The organism is Mesorhizobium sp. M8A.F.Ca.ET.202.01.1.1 (assembly GCF_004791595.1).
Taxonomy (GTDB): domain Bacteria; phylum Pseudomonadota; class Alphaproteobacteria; order Rhizobiales; family Rhizobiaceae; genus Mesorhizobium.
In genome coordinates, this window is sequence record NZ_SRUN01000010.1 from 114519 (window position 1) to 131743 (window position 17225).

16 protein-coding genes are annotated in these 17225 nt (G+C 63.0%); 13 read left to right on the plus strand and 3 right to left on the minus strand.

Annotated features, from left to right (window positions below):
* Nucleotides 1-12: 12 nt before the first annotated feature.
* The gene (locus tag EN845_RS21520) at nt 13-948 is read right to left on the minus strand and encodes a LysR family transcriptional regulator (protein ID WP_127872490.1); all 936 of its coding nucleotides are present in this window, start codon (nt 946-948) and stop codon (nt 13-15) included.
* Nucleotides 949-1064: 116 nt separating this feature from the next.
* On the opposite strand from EN845_RS21520, the gene EN845_RS21525 reads away from it, so the two are divergent.
* From EN845_RS21525 to lpxB, 13 genes are all read left to right on the plus strand, one after another.
* A complete protein-coding gene (locus EN845_RS21525; RefSeq protein WP_127872489.1) occupies nt 1065-1592 on the plus strand; it encodes a nuclear transport factor 2 family protein in 528 nt (175 codons plus the stop codon).
* Between the two features lie 35 nt (nt 1593-1627).
* Nucleotides 1628-2737 (plus strand): aldo/keto reductase, encoded by a 1110-nt coding sequence (locus EN845_RS21530; protein WP_127872488.1) that lies wholly within the window; start codon nt 1628-1630, stop codon nt 2735-2737.
* A gap of 151 nt (nt 2738-2888) precedes the next feature.
* Nucleotides 2889-3611, plus strand: a complete 723-nt coding sequence (gene pyrH / locus EN845_RS21535; RefSeq protein WP_027142616.1) for a UMP kinase — start codon at nt 2889-2891, stop codon at nt 3609-3611.
* 107 nt (nt 3612-3718) lie between these two features.
* On the plus strand, nt 3719-4273 hold the full coding sequence (gene frr, locus EN845_RS21540) for a ribosome recycling factor (RefSeq protein ID WP_027142617.1): 555 nt from the start codon (nt 3719-3721) through the stop codon (nt 4271-4273).
* 32 nt (nt 4274-4305) lie between these two features.
* The gene (locus EN845_RS21545; RefSeq protein ID WP_127277852.1) at nt 4306-5040 is read left to right on the plus strand and encodes an isoprenyl transferase; all 735 of its coding nucleotides are present in this window, start codon (nt 4306-4308) and stop codon (nt 5038-5040) included.
* The gene (locus tag EN845_RS21550) at nt 5037-5852 is read left to right on the plus strand and encodes a phosphatidate cytidylyltransferase (protein WP_127872487.1); all 816 of its coding nucleotides are present in this window, start codon (nt 5037-5039) and stop codon (nt 5850-5852) included. Before EN845_RS21545 ends, EN845_RS21550 begins: the two co-directional genes overlap by 4 nt.
* Nucleotides 5853-5949: 97 nt before the next feature.
* Nucleotides 5950-7092: an RIP metalloprotease RseP gene (gene rseP / locus EN845_RS21555; protein ID WP_127277854.1), complete on the plus strand. Its 1143-nt coding sequence runs from the start codon at nt 5950-5952 to the stop codon at nt 7090-7092.
* Between the two features lie 217 nt (nt 7093-7309).
* Nucleotides 7310-9685, plus strand: coding sequence for an outer membrane protein assembly factor BamA (bamA, locus tag EN845_RS21560; RefSeq protein ID WP_127277855.1), 2376 nt, complete (start codon nt 7310-7312; stop codon nt 9683-9685).
* 73 nt (nt 9686-9758) lie between these two features.
* On the plus strand, nt 9759-10814 hold the full coding sequence (gene lpxD, locus EN845_RS21565; RefSeq protein WP_127872486.1) for a UDP-3-O-(3-hydroxymyristoyl)glucosamine N-acyltransferase: 1056 nt from the start codon (nt 9759-9761) through the stop codon (nt 10812-10814).
* Nucleotides 10807-11274, plus strand: coding sequence for a 3-hydroxyacyl-ACP dehydratase FabZ (gene fabZ / locus EN845_RS21570; protein ID WP_015317790.1), 468 nt, complete (start codon nt 10807-10809; stop codon nt 11272-11274). Before lpxD ends, fabZ begins: the two co-directional genes overlap by 8 nt.
* Nucleotides 11275-11287: 13 nt before the next feature.
* Nucleotides 11288-12118, plus strand: a complete 831-nt coding sequence (gene lpxA, locus EN845_RS21575; protein WP_127872485.1) for an acyl-ACP--UDP-N-acetylglucosamine O-acyltransferase — start codon at nt 11288-11290, stop codon at nt 12116-12118.
* Complete coding sequence (lpxI, locus tag EN845_RS21580) at nt 12105-13007, plus strand: UDP-2,3-diacylglucosamine diphosphatase LpxI (RefSeq protein WP_245511778.1); 903 nt, start codon at nt 12105-12107, stop codon at nt 13005-13007. The genes lpxA and lpxI overlap by 14 nt, the downstream gene beginning before the upstream one ends.
* The gene (lpxB, locus tag EN845_RS21585; RefSeq protein ID WP_127279456.1) at nt 12997-14169 is read left to right on the plus strand and encodes a lipid-A-disaccharide synthase; all 1173 of its coding nucleotides are present in this window, start codon (nt 12997-12999) and stop codon (nt 14167-14169) included. Before lpxI ends, lpxB begins: the two co-directional genes overlap by 11 nt.
* Nucleotides 14170-14211: 42 nt before the next feature.
* On the opposite strand, the gene gltA is transcribed toward lpxB, so the two are convergent.
* Nucleotides 14212-15534, minus strand: coding sequence for a citrate synthase (gene gltA / locus EN845_RS21590; RefSeq protein WP_015317794.1), 1323 nt, complete (start codon nt 15532-15534; stop codon nt 14212-14214).
* Nucleotides 15535-15717: 183 nt separating this feature from the next.
* The gene (gene gltX, locus EN845_RS21595; protein WP_127279455.1) at nt 15718-17142 is read right to left on the minus strand and encodes a glutamate--tRNA ligase; all 1425 of its coding nucleotides are present in this window, start codon (nt 17140-17142) and stop codon (nt 15718-15720) included.
* Nucleotides 17143-17225: the final 83 nt, after the last annotated feature.

The following is a 17225-nucleotide window of genomic DNA, read 5'->3' on the forward strand; positions in this document are numbered from 1 at the left end:
CGTCCTACCGCATTATTGCGACTGTGTTTTTCGGCCTGATGTCCGCAAGGATGTCAGGCCGATTTCGTTTGCGGTGTCGATAAAGGCCCTGAGCTTCGGCGCCATCGCGGCGCGGCGCGGGAAGTAGAGGAAAAGGCCGGGTTCCTCGATCGCAGATTGCGGCAGAACCTGCACCAGGCGCCCGGCCGCCAGATCCGCGCGCGCCAGCGGCTCGAACATATAGGCGAGGCCGACGCCAGCGAGCGCCAGATCAATGGCGGCCAGCGAGTCCGTCACGATGGCCGTACCGCTGGTTTCCATGACCACATCCTTGTCATCCCAGGTCAAATCCCAGCGATAGAGGGCACCCGAGCGGACAAGCCGGTACCCGATGCAATTGTGGTTCGCGAGATCGGCCACGCTGCGCGGACGCCCACGTCGTCCGATATAGGCGGGAGAGGCGACGACGACGACTTTGAAGGGCGGCGTCAGTCGGATGGCCACCATGTCCTGCGCGATCATCTCGCCGAGCCGGATGCCGGCGTCAAAACCTTCGCCGACGATGTCGACCAATCCCTGATCGGCAAAAATCTCCACCGTAATGTCGGGATAGCGCTCGGCCATCGCGGCGACGACCGGCGTCACCGCCAATGGGATCGCGATGTTGGAGGCATTGATCCTGAGCAGGCCAGACGGCCTGCCCTTGACGCTGCGGATGCGGTCCATCTGCTCGGCAATGTCCTGGAGGGCAGGGGCGGCCGTTTCCACCAGCGCCTTGCCGGCCTCGGTCAGCGAAACGCTGCGCGTCGTGCGCGCAAACAACGGCTGGCCGATCCGCTCCTCGACGAGGCGCACCGCATGGCTGACCGCGGAAGGGCTCATGCCGAGTTCGGCTGCCGCAAGCGCGAAACCGCCGCGCCGTGCAACGGCGACGATGACAGGCAAATGAGAGAGCAGATCCCGATCCATTCATGAATGATATCGCATGGTCCTTCCGAACAATGCAATCTAATCGATGCCAAGACACCGATCCATATTGTCGCCGACACATCCGCGGTTGGCTGATGGCATTGAGGAGAAGAGACATGAATGCGTTGAAGCACGTAACTTTCGCGGCCGGCGTGGCGCTGTCACCGGTCGATGCCGGCGGGGCGGAACCATCCGGCTGGCAAGCGCTCGCGGACGAACGCGCGGTCATCCGCATCGCCGATGCCATCGACCGCGCCGTCGACGCGCAGGACTGGAAGCGCGCGCGCTTCTATTTCGCGGATCGGGTCACCGCCGACTTCAGCAGCCTGTCCGGGCAGCCCGCGGCCAACATTGCGTCCGACGATCTGATCGGCGCCTGGGCCGGCAATCTCAAGGGCAGCAAGACCAGCCTGCACCTGCGCACCAATCACCAGGTCGTTCTCGAGGCGGACAGCGCGACCGTTCTGTCGAACGGCTATGCCTGGAACCGGATGGAGGGCAATGGCGATCCGCTGTGGGAAGTCTGGGGCACGTATGAGCATCACCTGACACGTTCTGGCTCCGTCTGGAAAGTCGATGGCTTCACCTTCCGCATGACGCATGAACGCGGCAATCCCTGGGTCAAGGCGACCCCGGGCCAATGACGCCCGCACCAACCGGATCAGGATCGGAAAAGACAATGACGATGAGCTACTACACACTCGGCAACAGCGGCCTGCGCGTCAGCCGGCTGGCGCTGGGCACGATGACCTTCGGCACGGAATGGGGCTGGGGCGCGGACCGGGACACGGCGCGCGCGATGTTCGACGCCTATGTCGAGGCTGGCGGCAATTTCTTCGACACCGCAGACCTATATACCGGCGGCACGGCCGAGACCTGGCTCGGTGAATTCGTGGCCGAGCGAGGCTTGCGCGACAAGGCGGTGATCGCCACCAAATTCACCATGAACTCGAACCCCGGCAATCCCAACGCCGGCGGCAATGGCCGCAAGAACATCATGCGTGCCGTCGACGCCTCGCTGAAGCGGCTGGGCACCGACTACATCGATCTCTATCTCATGCATATCTGGGACAGGCTGACGCCGGCCGAGGAAGTGCTGCGGACCCTCGACGATCTGGTTCGGGCGGGCAAGATACGTCACATCGGCCTGTCCGACGTGCCGGCCTGGTATGCCGGACGGGCTCAGGCGATCGCCGAACTGCGCGGCTATGAGCCGATCTCGGCGTTGCAGCTCGAATACTCCCTGGCGGAGCGTGCCATCGAGCATGAATTCGTGCCGCTCGGGACACGCCATGGCGCCGGCATCATGGTCTGGAGCCCGCTGGCCAGCGGGCTGTTGAGCGGCAAATACCGCCCGGCGCAAGCGGGCAATGCCGGCCGGCTCGACGGCTTCCGCAACACCACCCATCCAGGCTTCCAGAAATTTACCGAGCACAACTGGGCTGTTGTGGCGGAGTTGGAGAAGGTCGCCGCCGAGCTCGGCCGCGGCATGGCTCAGGTGGCGCTCAACTGGGTGGCGACACAGCCAGGAATTGCCACCGTCATCCTTGGAGCAACGAGGCTTTCGCAGTTGCAGGACAATCTCGCGGCGCTCGATTTCTCCATACCGCCCGCGCTTCGCCAGCGGCTGGACAAGGTGAGCGGCACGCCGGCGCCGTTCCCGCATTCCTATTTCGGTCCCGAGATCCAGGTCCGTGTCGCCGGCGGTGTCGTGACCGCCGACAAGCCGTCCGGTTATGCATTGCCGGTGGTGGTCGAAGGCGAGGCCGTTGCCATCAGCAGCAATTGATCCAAAAAGCCTGGAATTTTGCACAAGGGCGCGGCGTGACATCGCTGCGCCCTTCGTGTATCCGGTCAACCCGTCATGGCAGCACCGCCGGGCGAAGCAGGAGGCCTTTTTCGCCTTCGGAGCTTGCCGCGCCGGGATTTTCGAGGAACAGATGACGGTGAAGCCCCTCTACCGACGTGTTCTGCTGAAAGCTTCGGGCGAAGCGTTGATGGGCGAACAGCATTTCGGCATCGACGTCTCGGTCGTCGACCGCATTGCCGGCGACATCGCCGAGGCGCGCGCGCTGGGCATCGAGGTGGGTGTCGTCATTGGCGGCGGCAATATCTTTCGCGGCGTGGCCGTCGCCTCCAAGGGCGGGGACCGCGTTACCGGCGACCATATGGGCATGCTTGCCACGGTCATCAATTCGCTGGCGCTGCGCACATCGCTGAACAAGATCGGCGTCGACGCCGTCGTGTTGTCCGCGATCGCCATGCCCGAGCTTTGCGAGAGCTTTTCGCAGCGCCAGGCGACCGCCTACATGAACCAGGGCAAGGTGGTGATCTTCGCCGGCGGCACCGGCAATCCGTTCTTCACCACTGATTCGGCTGCCGCGCTCCGTGCGGCCGAAATCGGCGCCGACGCGCTGTTCAAGGGCACGCAGGTCGACGGCGTCTATTCGGCCGACCCGAAAAAGGACCCCAGCGCGACGCGTTTCGAGCGCATCAGCCACGCCGAAGTCATAAATCGCGGCCTTTCGATCATGGATACGGCTGCGATTGCACTTGCGCGCGAAAACAACATTCCGATAATCGTCTATTCGATCCACGAAAAGGGCGGTTTCGGGGATATTCTGAGGGGCGGCGGCCGCTGTACGGTCGTCGCGGACGAGTGATCCGGGGCCTGATCCCGAAGAAGGGAAGCCGGGTTTCGAAATCAGGCTCGAACACGGGCCTTGCCCCGAAGCAGTGAACCCGCGGCAGACGGGTCGAGGAGACTAAAATGAGTGGTGAGTACGACGATCTCAAGCGGCGCATGGATGGGGCAATCGCGGCGTTCAAGCATGATCTGGCCTCGCTGCGGACCGGCCGCGCGTCCAGCAACCTGCTCGACGCGATCCAGGTGCAAGCCTATGGCACCACCATGCCGATCAATCAGGTGGCCAACGTCACCGTGCCGGAGCCGCGCATGATCTCGGTCTCAGTCTGGGACAAGTCGATGGTCGGCGCGGTCGACCGCGCGATCCGGGAATCCAATCTGGGCTTCAACCCGATCGTCGACGGCACCAATCTGAGGATTCCGCTGCCGGAGCTCAACGAACAGCGCCGCAAGGAGCTGGTCAAGATTTCGCACGGCTATGCCGAGAACGCGCGTGTCGCCGCGCGCCATGTGCGGCGCGACGGCATGGACTTCCTGAAGAAGGCGGAGAAGGACGGCGACATCAGCGAGGACGACCAGCGCAAGCGTTCCGACCAGGTCCAGAAACTTACCGACGAAACCATCAGCACCATCGATCATCTGCTTTCCGACAAGGAAGCTGAAATCATGCAGGTTTAGGGTTGGCCCTTGGCTGATCCGAAAGCGAGATCATGACAACGCCCGCGCATGTCGCGATCATCATGGATGGAAATGGACGCTGGGCCAAGGCGCGCGGCATGCCGAGGCTCGCGGGTCATCGCGCCGGCGTCGAGGCGCTGCGCAAGGCGGTGCGCGCCGCCCCCGGTCTCGGCATCTCCTTCCTGACCGTCTATGCTTTCTCGTCGGAGAACTGGTCGCGGCCGAAGTCCGAGGTCAGTGACCTTATGGGTCTGTTGAAGCTGTTCATCCGTCGCGACCTTGCCGAGCTGCACCAGAGCGGCGTGCGGGTCAGGATCATCGGCGACCGGGCAGGGCTGCAGGCGGACATCAGGGGACTGCTCGAGGAAGCCGAATCGCTGACGATCAACAACACCTCGCTGACGCTGGTGATCGCCTTCAATTACGGCGGGCGCGACGAGATCGTCCGCACCGCGCGCAAGCTTGCCCTGGCCGTGGCGCGCGGTGAAATCGATAGCGAGGCGATCACCGCCGAAAGCTTTGCCGGCTCTCTCGACACTCAAGGCATTCCCGATCCGGAGCTGGTCATCCGCACCAGCGGCGAGCTTCGCCTGTCCAACTTCCTCTTGTGGCAGGCTGCCTACAGCGAACTCGTCTTCCTGCCCTGCTACTGGCCGGACTTCAATCGCGAGCACCTCGCCGAGGCCTTGCGCGAATATGCCGGCCGCGAGCGCCGCTTCGGCGGACTGGACCCGCAAGACGTCGCTTCGCGACCGGCCGCGGGATGAGCAACCTTCAGCTGCGTGTGATTTCGGCGGTCGTGCTCGCCATTGTCGCCCTTGGCCTGACCTGGCTTGGCGGCCTGCCTTTCCGGCTGCTGTGCGCGGTCATGTCGGCAATGATCTTTTATGAGTGGACACGTATGTCGCGGCCCGCCGCGGCCGACGGGCTTGGTTTGCTGCCGGAAGCGCTGATGGTCATTTTCGTCGGCGCCTTGATCGCTGGCCTGTCCGCATTGTGGCTGCTGCCAGTGGTCGTGATTCTGGTTGCGATAACGGCGACCAGCGCGGGAATTCGCAAGATCGGCCAGTGGGACGCTGGCGGCCTTGCCTATGCCTGCGTGTCGGGCCTGTCGCTTGCCCTGCTGCGCGATGGCGACCATTCGGGCCTCGTCGCCATCCTGTTCCTGTTCGCGGTCGTCTGGGCAACCGACATTTTTGCCTATTTCGTCGGACGCGCCGTCGGCGGGCCTAAACTGGCGCCGTCGATTTCGCCAGGCAAGACGCGCAGCGGCGCGTTCGGCGGGGCGGTCGGTGGCGTCGTCGCGGGACTTCTGCTGGCAGCCGTTGCCGGCGCCGGCAACCTGGCGTTGCTCGGCCTTGTGGCGCTGGCGCTGTCAGTTGTCGCCCAAGCGGGCGACCTGTTCGAATCCTGGGTCAAACGGCGGCACGGCTGCAAGGATTCCGGCGTGCTCATTCCTGGCCATGGCGGCATCATGGATCGTGTCGACGGGCTTGTCGCGGCCGCTCTTGCCCTATACGTCATCGGTTGGATTTCCGCGGGCGCCGACCATCCGGCACAGGGGCTGTTTCCCATTTGAATGCTGTCATGCCACGATCTGGCGCCGACGTGCCTTGGATTCGCCTGGATTGATGTCACAGTCACGCCGCGACCGCGAAAGAACTTGAGGGCCTGAGTTGAACGAGATTCTTCACGCGATTTTCAGCACCGAAGGCCTCTTTCTCGGCACGCTCGTGCCGTTTCTCTTCGTGCTCACCGTGGTGGTGTTCGTTCACGAGATGGGCCACTACCTCGTTGGCCGCTGGTGCGGCATCGGGGTCAAGGCCTTCTCGATCGGCTTCGGTCCGGAGCTCATCGGCTTCAACGACAGGCATGGCACGCGCTGGAAGCTTTGCGCCATACCGCTCGGCGGTTATGTCAAGTTTGTCGGCGACATGAGCGCCACCTCCAGCCAGCCGACATCGGAAGAGCTCGAAACGCTGACCGACGAGGAACGCAAGGTTGCCTTCCACACCCAGGCGATCTGGAAGCGCGCGGCAACGGTGGCGGCCGGGCCGCTGTTCAACTTCCTGCTGGCGATCGTGGTCTTTTCCGTGCTGTTTGCCTCCTATGGGCGTTATGTCGCGGAGCCCATGGTGGCGGAGGTTACCGCCGACAGCCCGGCGGCCAAGGCCGGCATTTTGCCTGGCGACCGATTCGTCAGCGTCGACGGCAGCAAGGTCGAAACTTTCGGAGACGTGCAGCGGCTGGTTTCGGGCCGGGCCGGCGACACCATCACCTTTGTCATGCTGCGCAACGGCAAGGAGGTCACGGTGACCGCGTCGCCGCGGCTGATGGAGCAGGAGGACGCGCTCGGCAACAAGGTCAAGGTTGCGGTGATCGGCGTCGTCAACAACAAGGAACTCGGCCAGCCCCGTCTCATCACCTACACCCCCGTTGGGGCGGTCGCGGCGGCGGTTGAGGAAACGGGCCACGTCATCGAGCGCACCGGACAGTTCCTGCAACGCTTCGCGGTCGGGCGCGAGGACAAGTGCCAGCTGGGTGGCCCGGTCAAGATCGCCGACATGGCCGGCAAGGCTGCCAAACTCGGTTTCGAGTGGCTGGTGCAGCTTGTCGCGCTGCTGTCCGTGGGGATAGGCATTCTAAACCTTTTGCCGATTCCCCCCCTCGACGGCGGCCATCTGTTGTTCTACGGGGTGGAGGCCGTCATCCGCCGGCCAGTGTCGGAACGGATGATGGAAATGGCCTATCGGGCTGGTCTGCTTGTGGTGCTGTGCTTCATGGGGTTCGTGTTCTGGAACGATCTCTTTGGGTGCTGAAATCATGAAGGAATTTGGCCTGGGCATGGGCGATGTTGAGACGCCGTTTACCATGCCCGGGGATATGAGTGACGCGAAAGCCACGCAACAGGGTTAAGTAAATACAAATTAACCAGAAGCCTTGCGTGTAGGGAAAATCCGGTTAATACGGTAGGGGAAATGACCGCACGTCCGGTTTTCTCGCCGTGGGGACTACGAGAAAAGGTTATTAAGCCCGATGAAGGCAGCATCCAAGTTTCTAAACGCCGCGTCAGCGGCGGCACTGTCCGCCGCTCTGGTCGTACCAGGTGCGTTCGCAGTGCAGTTCGTTGCCACATCGGCGGCCGAAGCCGCTGTCGTAAGCAGGGTTGAGGTGAGCGGCAACCAGCGTGTCGACGCCGATACCATCCGCAATTACATCACCATCAAGCCGGGCAAGGCCTTCTCCAGCTCCGATGTCGACGCCGCGGTCAAGGCGCTGTTCGGCACCGGCCTGTTCTCGGATGTCCAGATCAATCAGGTCGGCTCGACCCTGGTGGTTAAGGTTTCGGAATACAAGGTCGTCAACCAGGTGCTGTTTCAGGGCAACAAGAAGCTCAAGGACAACGCGCTTCAGGCAGCGGTTCAGCTGAAGCCGCGCGGCACGTTCTCGCAGGCCACGCTCGATTCGGACGTCGAGGCGGTCAAGGCCGCTTACAGGCGCATCGGCCGTGACGATGCCGGCGTGACCGCGCAGGTCATGGAGCTCGGCGACAACCGCGTGAACGTGGTCTTCCACGTCACCGAAGGCGATCGCACGCAGATCGCGGCAATCAATTTCGTCGGCAACAGCGCCTATTCCAGCCGCCGCCTGTCGGACGTGATCAACACCAAGCGTTCATCCTGGGTCTCGTTCATCCTGCGCGATGACGTCTATGACGAAGACAAGCTGCGCGCCGACCAGGAATTGCTGCGCCGTTTCTACTACAATCACGGCTATGCCGATTTCCAGGTCGTGTCCGCCGTCGGCGAACTCGACAATGCGACCAACAAATACACGGTCACCATCACCGTCCAGGAAGGCGATCGCTATAATTTCGGCGACATCAGCGTCGAAAGCACGATCCCGGAAGTGGACTCCAAGTCGCTGGAATCGGTGGTCGAAACCCGCAAGGGTGATGTCTACAACGCCAAGGATGTCGAAGACTCGATCATCGCGTTGACGGAAAAGGTAGCCGGTTCCGGCTATGCCTTTGCGCAGGTGACGCCGCGCGGCGACCGCAACTTCGAGAACCACACGATCTCGGTTGTCTACACGGTGGACCAGGGCACCAAGGCCTATGTCGAGCGCATCGAGATCCGCGGCAACGATCGTACGCGTGACTATGTCATCCGCCGCGAATTCGATGTCAGCGAAGGCGACGCGTTCAACCAGGTGCTCATCCAGCGCGCGAAGAAGCGCCTGGAAGACCTGAATTATTTTGACAAAGTCGACATTTCGACCGTGCCTGGCTCGGCCCCTGACCAAGTTGTGCTCGTCGTCGACGTGGTCGAGAAGTCGACCGGTGAGTTCTCGATCGGCGCCGGCTATTCGACCGGTGGCGACGCGGCCGGACCGTCGGTCGAAGGATCGATCACCGAGCGCAACTTCCTCGGCCGTGGCCAGTTCATCAAGCTGTCGGCCGGCGGCGGCAAGAACTCGCGTGACTACAGCCTGTCGTTCACCGAGCCTTATTTTCTCGGGCGGCGCATCGCTGCCGGTTTCGACATCTACAGGTCGACGCGGGAATACAACAACAACTACGACAGCGACACCACCGGCGCGACGATCCGCTTCGGGCTGCCGATCACCAACAGCATCACGACCCAGTTGGCGTATAATATCTCGCAGGAGAAATATAAGGTCGACGATAGTTGCGGTCCTACCTCCATCGGAGATCCCGACGGCAGCTGTAACATCTCACAGGCCATTCTGGACGGCATCGAGCAGAGTCCGTGGATCAAGTCTTCGGTCAGCCTGGGGCTGGTCTACAACACGATCGACGACATGAAGAACCCGCATGAGGGGATCTACGCCAACACTACCGTGGAGGTCGCGGGTCTCGGTGGCGATGCCAAATTCGTGAAGATCACCGGACGGGGCAGCATCTATCAGACGCTGTCCGAACAGCTTGACCTTGTCGGGCTCCTTTCGGGCGGGGCCGGTCATGTCGAGGGATATGGCAACGGCGACCTGCGCATCTTCGATCACTTCCAGAGCAACGACCGCATGATCCGCGGCTTTGCCTATGGTGGTATCGGCCCGGTTGCCAGCGACACCAGCGGTGACCACCTGGGTGGCACGACCTACTTCAACGCTTCGGCCGAAGCCCAGTTCCCGCTGCCGGTTGTTCCGGAGAGCTTCGGCTTGCGTGGCGCGGTGTTCGCCGATGCGGCGACGCTCTATGGCAGCAAGCTTGCGACTGGGCTGGTCGATCAAGATTCTACCGGCATGAAGTTGCGCGCCTCGGTCGGTCTCGGCCTGATGTGGGCCTCGCCCTTCGGCCCGATCCGTATCGACTATGCGATCCCGGTCAGGAAAGAGGCGAGCGACGACGTGCAGGAATTCAACTTCGGCATATCGACCCGCTTCTGATCGGCGGCCAACGATGCTCCCGGGTTTTGGATCCGGGAGAAATGTTCCGACCTAGCTGGATATAGCTTCTGGAATGACCGATCCGGTGTTCTTCGCGCCATCACGCCGGTATACGGCGGCCGAAGTCGCGAATCTGACTGGCTCGGTGCTTGTCGATTCGGGCCAATCCGACGTTTCGATCGAAGCGTTGGCGCCAGCCAGTGAAGGCGGCGCCAACGCGCTCGTCTTCGTCGATGGAAGGCGTAATTCCGCGCTGATGCCGTCGCTGCGGGCGGCTGCGGTGCTGTGTCCGGCGGAATTCGCGAACAAGGCGCCTGCCGGCATCGCCGTCCTGATCCATCCGCGGCCGCAACAGGCTTTCGCGCTGGTTGGGCGCCTGCTGTTCCCGACAGCCGCCACGCCGGGGCCGATGACTGGCGAAACCGGCGTTTCGCCGCATGCCCATGTCGACCCGACCGCGCATGTCGAAGCCGGCGTCGTCATCGAGGCTGGCGCCGTCGTCGGGCCTGGCGTCTCGATCGGCAGCGGCACCGTCATTGCGCCGAACGCCGTCATCGGACAGTCCTGCCAGATCGGCCGTGACGGATATGTCGGCCCGGGCGCCAGCATCCAGTACGCACTGATCGGCAATCGGGTCATCATCCATGGTGGGGCCAGGATCGGCCAGGACGGCTTTGGCTTTGTCGGCGGCGCCAAGGGCCCGGAACGGGTCCCGCAAATCGGACGCGTCGTTATCCAGGATGATGTCGAGATCGGCTCCAATTCCACAGTCGATCGCGGCGCGATGTCCGATACGATCATTGGGCAAGGCACAAAGATCGACAATCTCGTGCAGATCGCCCATAACGTCCGCATCGGTCGCAATTGCATAGTGGCCGGGCTTTCGGGTATTTCCGGTTCCGTGGTGGTGGGTGACAATGTCACTATGGGCGGCGGCGTCGGGCTTGCGGATCATCTGACGATTGGTACAGGTGCCAAGCTTGCCGCCAGAAGTGGATTTATGAGCAATGTTCCCGCCGGCGAGATATGGGGTGGCTATCCGGCACAGCCGATGGCGGAAGCCATGCGAGAGATAGCCATGTTGCGCACGATGGCCAGAGCACGCAAGCAGGGCAAGGACAATGGCTGACATGGTGGCGGCGACAACGCTGGAAGCGGTTGACATATTGGGGCTGATGAAGCTCCTGCCGCACCGTTACCCCTTCCTCATGATCGACCGCATCGTGGACATCGATGGTGACGACTCCGCTATCGGCATCAAGAACGTGACCATAAACGAGCCGCATTTTCAGGGGCATTTCCCGGAGCAGCCGGTGATGCCGGGCGTGCTCATCGTCGAGGCCATGGCGCAGACGGCCGGCGCCATCTGCATTCGCAGCCTCGGGGCGTCGAAACCGTCGCTGGTCTATTTCCTGACCATCGACAACGCCAAATTCCGCAAACCGGTCGTTCCCGGCGACCAGTTGAAGATCCATGTCAAGAAAATCAAGAAGCGCGGCAACCTGCTCAAATTCGCCTGCGAAGCCCTGGTCGAAGGTACCAAGGCGGCCGAGGCCGAGATTTCAGCCATGATGGTCACCGGCGACTGACGATCGAGTGCCTATGAAAATCAAGACGTCAATCCATCCTTCCTCCGTCGTCGAAGGAGGCGCCCAGATCGGCCAGGGTGTGCGCATTGGGCCGTTCTGCCATGTCAGCGCCGATGCCGTGATCGGCGACGGTGTCGAACTGGTCAGCCATGTCTCGGTGATGGGCCCTACCACTATCGGGGCGTCGACCAAGGTCTATCCGATGGCGATCCTGGGCGCGCCGCCGCAGAATACCAAGCACAAGGGCGGCCGCACCACCCTGGTCATCGGCGCCAACTGCACCATCCGCGAAGGCGTGACCATGCATGTCGGCACCGACACCAGCCGCGGCGAAACGACGGTGGGCGACAATGGCAATTTCCTTGCCTACGCCCATATCGCCCATGATTGCGCCGTCGGCAAGAACGCCACCTTCGCCAACGGCGCGACGCTGGGCGGACACTGCGAAATCGGTGACAACGTCTATATTGGCGGCCTCAGCGCCGTCCATCAATTTGTGCGCGTTGGCGACAACGCCTTTCTTGGCGGGTGCTCGGCTTTTGTTGGTGATGTCATTCCCTATGCCATCGCGGTCGGCAACCGCGCCAGCTTGCGCGGCTTGAACATCATCGGCCTCAAGCGCGCCGGTTTGCCGCGTTCCGAAATCTATCTGCTGCGCAAGGCCTACAAGACGATCTTCGACCGCTCCCGGACCGTCGGCGAGAATATCGAGTTCGCCAAGGCCGAGTTCGCCTCGTCACCGACTGCAATGAAGATCATCGATTTCATCACCAGTCGCGGCAAGCGACACTATGCGGTGCCATCGCTCAAGGGCGGCGATGGCGACACCGATGACGAAGGCTGAGACGGCCGCGGCTGGTCTTGATCTCCCGCCTGATGCCAGGGTCGGCATCATTGCCGGCGGCGGCAGCCTGCCGGTCGAAGTCGCCGAAGGGCTGGCGGAGGGCGGACATCCGCCCGTCATCATCTTGGTCGAAGGCCAGGCCGACCGTCAGTCCGAGCTCACGGTCTATGAGCATGAAAGCCTTGCCCTGGAAGACATCGGCTCGCTGGCTGCCTTGCTGAGGCGCCGGCGGATCAGCCATCTCGTGCTTGCCGGCGAGATCAGGCGCAGGCCGCGTCTGATCGACATGCGCCCGAGCTTCGGCCTGCTGGCTGTGATATCCTCCGCCGCCATGGCGCTTGCGCGCGGCGATGACGGCCTGTTGAAGATATTGACCCGAGGCCTGGAGGCGCGCGGCATCAAGGTCGTCGGCGCGCACGAAGTCGTGCCGAAACTTGTCGCGACTGAGGGGCCGCTGACCAAGGCAGTGCCGCGAAAGTCGGACTGGCGCGACATCGAGGCGGCGCATGCGGCGGCAAAGGCCATCGGCGCGCTCGACATCGGCCAGGCCGCTATTGCGATCGGCGGTCGCGTCATTGCCCTGGAAGGCATCGAGGGCACCGGCGGTCTGCTCGAGCGGACGCAGCAACTGCGTGGCCATGGCAGGCTCGCCGGCAAAACGCGCGGCGTCCTGGTTAAATGCGCCAAGCCCGGCCAGGAACTGCGCGCCGATCTTCCCTCTATCGGCCCGCAAACGGTCGAGGCGGCGCATGAAGCCGGCCTTGCCGGCATTGCCGTCGAAGCCGGCCGCTCGTTGATCCTCGAAGGGCCGACTGTCGTTGCGCGCGCCAATGCGCTCGGTCTGTTCGTGATCGGCCTGCCGGCCGCGGGGCCTGCCCATGGCAGCTGAGAAGCCGCTGAAGATCGCGATCGTCGCCGGCGAAGAATCCGGCGACCTGCTTGGCGCCGACATCGTCCAGGCCCTGAAACGCATGACCGGGCGCGAGGTGCGCCTCGTCGGCATTGGCGGGCGGCATCTGCGGGCGCTTGGGCTGGCGCCGCTGTTCGACGGATCAGAGATCGCACTGATGGGGCTCAGCGCCATCCTGCGCGACCTGCCGCGCCTGATGCGGCGGATCAGCCAGACGGCAAGTGCCGTCGCCGCTGAAAAGCCCGACTGCCTCATCACCATCGACAGCCCTGACTTTTCGCTGCGCGTCGCCAAAAAGGTTCGAGCCGCCGATCCGAACATCCCGATCGTCCACTATGTCTGCCCGAGCGTCTGGGCGTGGCGGCCGGGCAGGGCGGCGGCGATGAAGCCCTACGTCGACCACATACTGTGCATCCTGCCTTTCGAAGTGAAGGAACTCAGCCGCCTCGGTGGCCCGCCCGGCACCTATGTCGGACATCGCCTGACGCATGATCCCGGCGTACTTGGCGCGGCCAAGGCGCAAGGCCAGCCGCGCGATCTCTCGGGCGATCGTGTCAAGACGCTGCTCGTCCTGCCGGGATCGCGGCGCGGCGAAGCGAGCCGGCTTATTGGTCCGTTTGGTGAGACGGTCTCGGCATTGCGGGCGCGCGGACATCGCTTGCGCCTGCTGTTGCCGACGGTGCCGCATGTCGCTGACCTGATCAAAACATCGGTCGCTCGCTGGGATGAAAAGCCTGAGATCATCCTTGAGCCTGAGCGCAAATGGCAGGCCTTCGGCAAAGCCGATGCGGCACTGATCGCCTCGGGAACAGTGTCGTTGGAACTGGCGCTGTCCGGCGTGCCGATGATCTCGTGCTACCGGCTCGATCCGGTGATGCGCATGGCCCAGGGGCTGGTCACGGTGTGGAGTGCGGCCCTGCCCAATCTGATTGCCGACCAGATCGTGGTGCCGGAGCACTACAACCAATATGTGCGGCCGCGCTATCTGGCGCGGCAGCTCGAGGCGCTGTTTTCAGACACCGGCTACCGAGCCTGGCAGAAGGACGGCTTTGCGGAAGTGGCAAGGCGGATGGCGACCGACAGGCCCTCCGGCGATATCGCTGCGGAGGTGGTGATGGGGTGCATCAAGAGCAATCAGTAGGCAGTGGGCAGGCCTATTCCCTACAGCCCAATCCCTATTGCCTCATCTCTTCGCAATCGGTACGTAGTCGCGCTCCGGCGCGCCGGTGTAGAGCTGGCGCGGGCGACCGATCTTCTGGCGCGGATCCTCGATCATTTCCTTCCACTGCGCGATCCAACCGACCGTGCGGGCGACCGCGAACAGCACGGTGAACATGGTGGTGGGGAAGCCCAGCGCCTTCAGCGTGATGCCGGAGTAGAAGTCGACGTTCGGATAGAGCTTCTTCTCGATGAAATAGGGATCGGTCAGCGCGATCTTTTCCAGCTCCATCGCGATGTCGAGCAGCGGATCATCCTTGATGCCGAGCTCGCCCAGGACCTCATGCGCCGTCTTCTGCATGATCTTGGCACGCGGATCGTAGTTCTTGTAGACGCGGTGGCCAAAGCCCATCAACCGGAACGGATCGTTCTTGTCCTTGGCACGGGCGATGAATTCCGGGATATGATCGACATGGCCGATCTCGCCCAGCATGTTGAGCGCCGCTTCGTTGGCGCCGCCATGGGCCGGGCCCCACAAGCAAGCGATCCCGGCGGCAATGCAGGCGAAGGGGTTGGCGCCCGAAGAGCCGGCGAGACGAACGGTCGAGGTCGAAGCGTTCTGCTCGTGGTCGGCGTGCAGGATGAAGATGCGCTCCATGGCGCGCGCCAGCACCGGGTTGATCTTGTATTCCTCGCACGGCACGGCAAAGCACATATGCAGGAAGTTTGCCGCGAAACCGAGATCGTTCTTCGGGTAAATGAAGGGCTGGCCGATGTGGTACTTGTAGGCCATGGCCGCGATCGTCGGCATTTTGGCGATCAGGCGCATGGACGCAACCATGCGCTGGTACGGGTCGGAGATGTCGGTCGAGTCGTGATAGAAGGCCGACAGCGCGCCAACCACGCCGCACATCACCGCCATCGGGTGCGCGTCGCGGCGGAAGCCGGTAAAGAAGCGCGACATCTGCTCGTGCACCATGGTGTGGCGCGTCACGCGGTAATCGAAATCGTCCTTCTGCGCCTTGGTGGGCAGTTCGCCGTAGAGCAGGAGATAGCAGACTTCGAGGAAATCGCCATGTTCGGCCAATTGGTCGATCGGGTAGCCGCGGTGCAGGAGGATGCCGGCATCACCATCGATGAAGGTGATTTCCGACTCGCAGCTTGCCGTCGAGGTGAAGCCGGGGTCATAGGTGAAAGCGCCGGTGGTGCTGTAGAGCGAGGCGATGTCGATGACGTCAGGTCCGACCGAGCCGCTTCGCACCTTGAATTCGTGGGTCTTGCCGGCGAATTCGAGCGTTGCCGTGGCCTCTTGGCCGCCCACATCCAGTTTTTTCGCAGCTTCGGTCATTGCAAACTCCTTCTTGTTTCCTCATGCCGGCAAAGGCAAATTCCGCAGAGCGACACGTCGAAATCACCGCAATGCGCGTCTTCGCCACCGCATTCTAGGAGGTGCGTGCCAGATTGGGCCAAGACATAATGTTGCACTGCGAAACGCGCCTTTCAATGCCAATCTTCTTGGGCCAGTTTGCTGCTAATCGATTTGATCCGCTATGCGGGCCAGGCTTTCCTCACGCCCCAGCACGGCCAGCACGTCGAATACGCCCGGTGAAGTGCTTTTGCCGGTCAAGGCAGCACGCAACGGCTGGGCCACGGCACCAAGCTTATGGCCGCCAGTCAGGGCGTACTCGCGGATGGCGGCCTCAGCCGTGGCCGCCGTCCACTCACCCGACAGCGACTTCAAAGCTTCGTGAGCGCCGCGCAGGATCTTGCGGGCATCGTCATTGAGCAGGAGCGCCGCCTTGTCGTCGATCGGCAGCGGCCGCGCGGCAAACAGGAAGGCAGCGCCGTCGACGAGCTCGACCAGCGTCTTGGCGCGCTCCTTCAGGCCCGGAAGGGCTGCCAGCAACTGCGCCTTGTTCTTCTCGTCGAGGCGCGCCGCCATCGCCGGGCCGCCCTCCAGATAAGGCAAGGTGGCGATGAAAATGTCGAACAATTCGGAATCGGCCATGCGGCGCATATGGACGCCGTTCAACGCCTCGAGCTTAGCGAAATCGAAGCGCGCCGCGCCCTTGTTGACGTCGCCGATGTCGAACCACGAGATCATGTCCTTGATCGACATGATCTCGTCGTCGCCATGGCTCCAGCCGAGACGCGCCAAGTAATTGAGCAGGGCCTCCGGCAGATAGCCCATGGCGCGATAGGCCTCGACACCAAGCGCGCCGTGGCGCTTCGACAGTTTGGCGCCGTCGGCGCCATGGATCAGCGGGATATGCGACATCGAAGGCACGTCCCAGCCCATGGCGTTGTAGATCACGGTCTGGCGGGCGGCGTTGGTCAGGTGATCATCGCCACGGATGATGTGGGTGACGCCCATGTCGTGGTCGTCGACGACGACGGCGTGCATATAGGTCGGGTTGCCGTCCGAGCGCAGGATGATGAAGTCGTCGAGATCCTTGTTGGGGAAGCGCACCTCGCCCTGGACCCGATCCTGCACCACCGTCTCGCCCTCGGTCGGTGCCTTGATGCGGATGGCGCCCCTGACGCCGGCGGGTGCCTCCGACGGATCGCGCTCACGCCAGTGGCCGTTATAGCGTGGCGGCAGGCCCTTGGCGCGTGCTGCCTCGCGCATCGCCTCGAGCTCGGCTGAAGTCTCGTAGCTGTAATAGGCCTTGCCCAGCCGCACCAGTTCCTCGGCCACCTCACGATGGCGCGGCGCCCGCTCGAATTGGGAAACCGCATCGCCGTCCCATGACAGGCCGAGCCAGGTCAGGCCGTCGAGAATGGCTGATGTGGCCGCATCGGTCGAACGCTCCCGATCGGTGTCCTCGATGCGCAGCAGCATCGTACCGCCGGTATGCTTGGCATAGAGCCAGTTGAACAGTGCCGTGCGCGCGCCGCCGATGTGCAGATAGCCGGTCGGCGAGGGGGCAAAACGGGTGATGACCTTGTCGGACATGGAACTCTCGGAAAACGTCTGAAGCTGGGTGCGGAGGGCGCGGACTTTCGCGCTTCGCGCGTTCATGTAGCATAGGGTGTCGA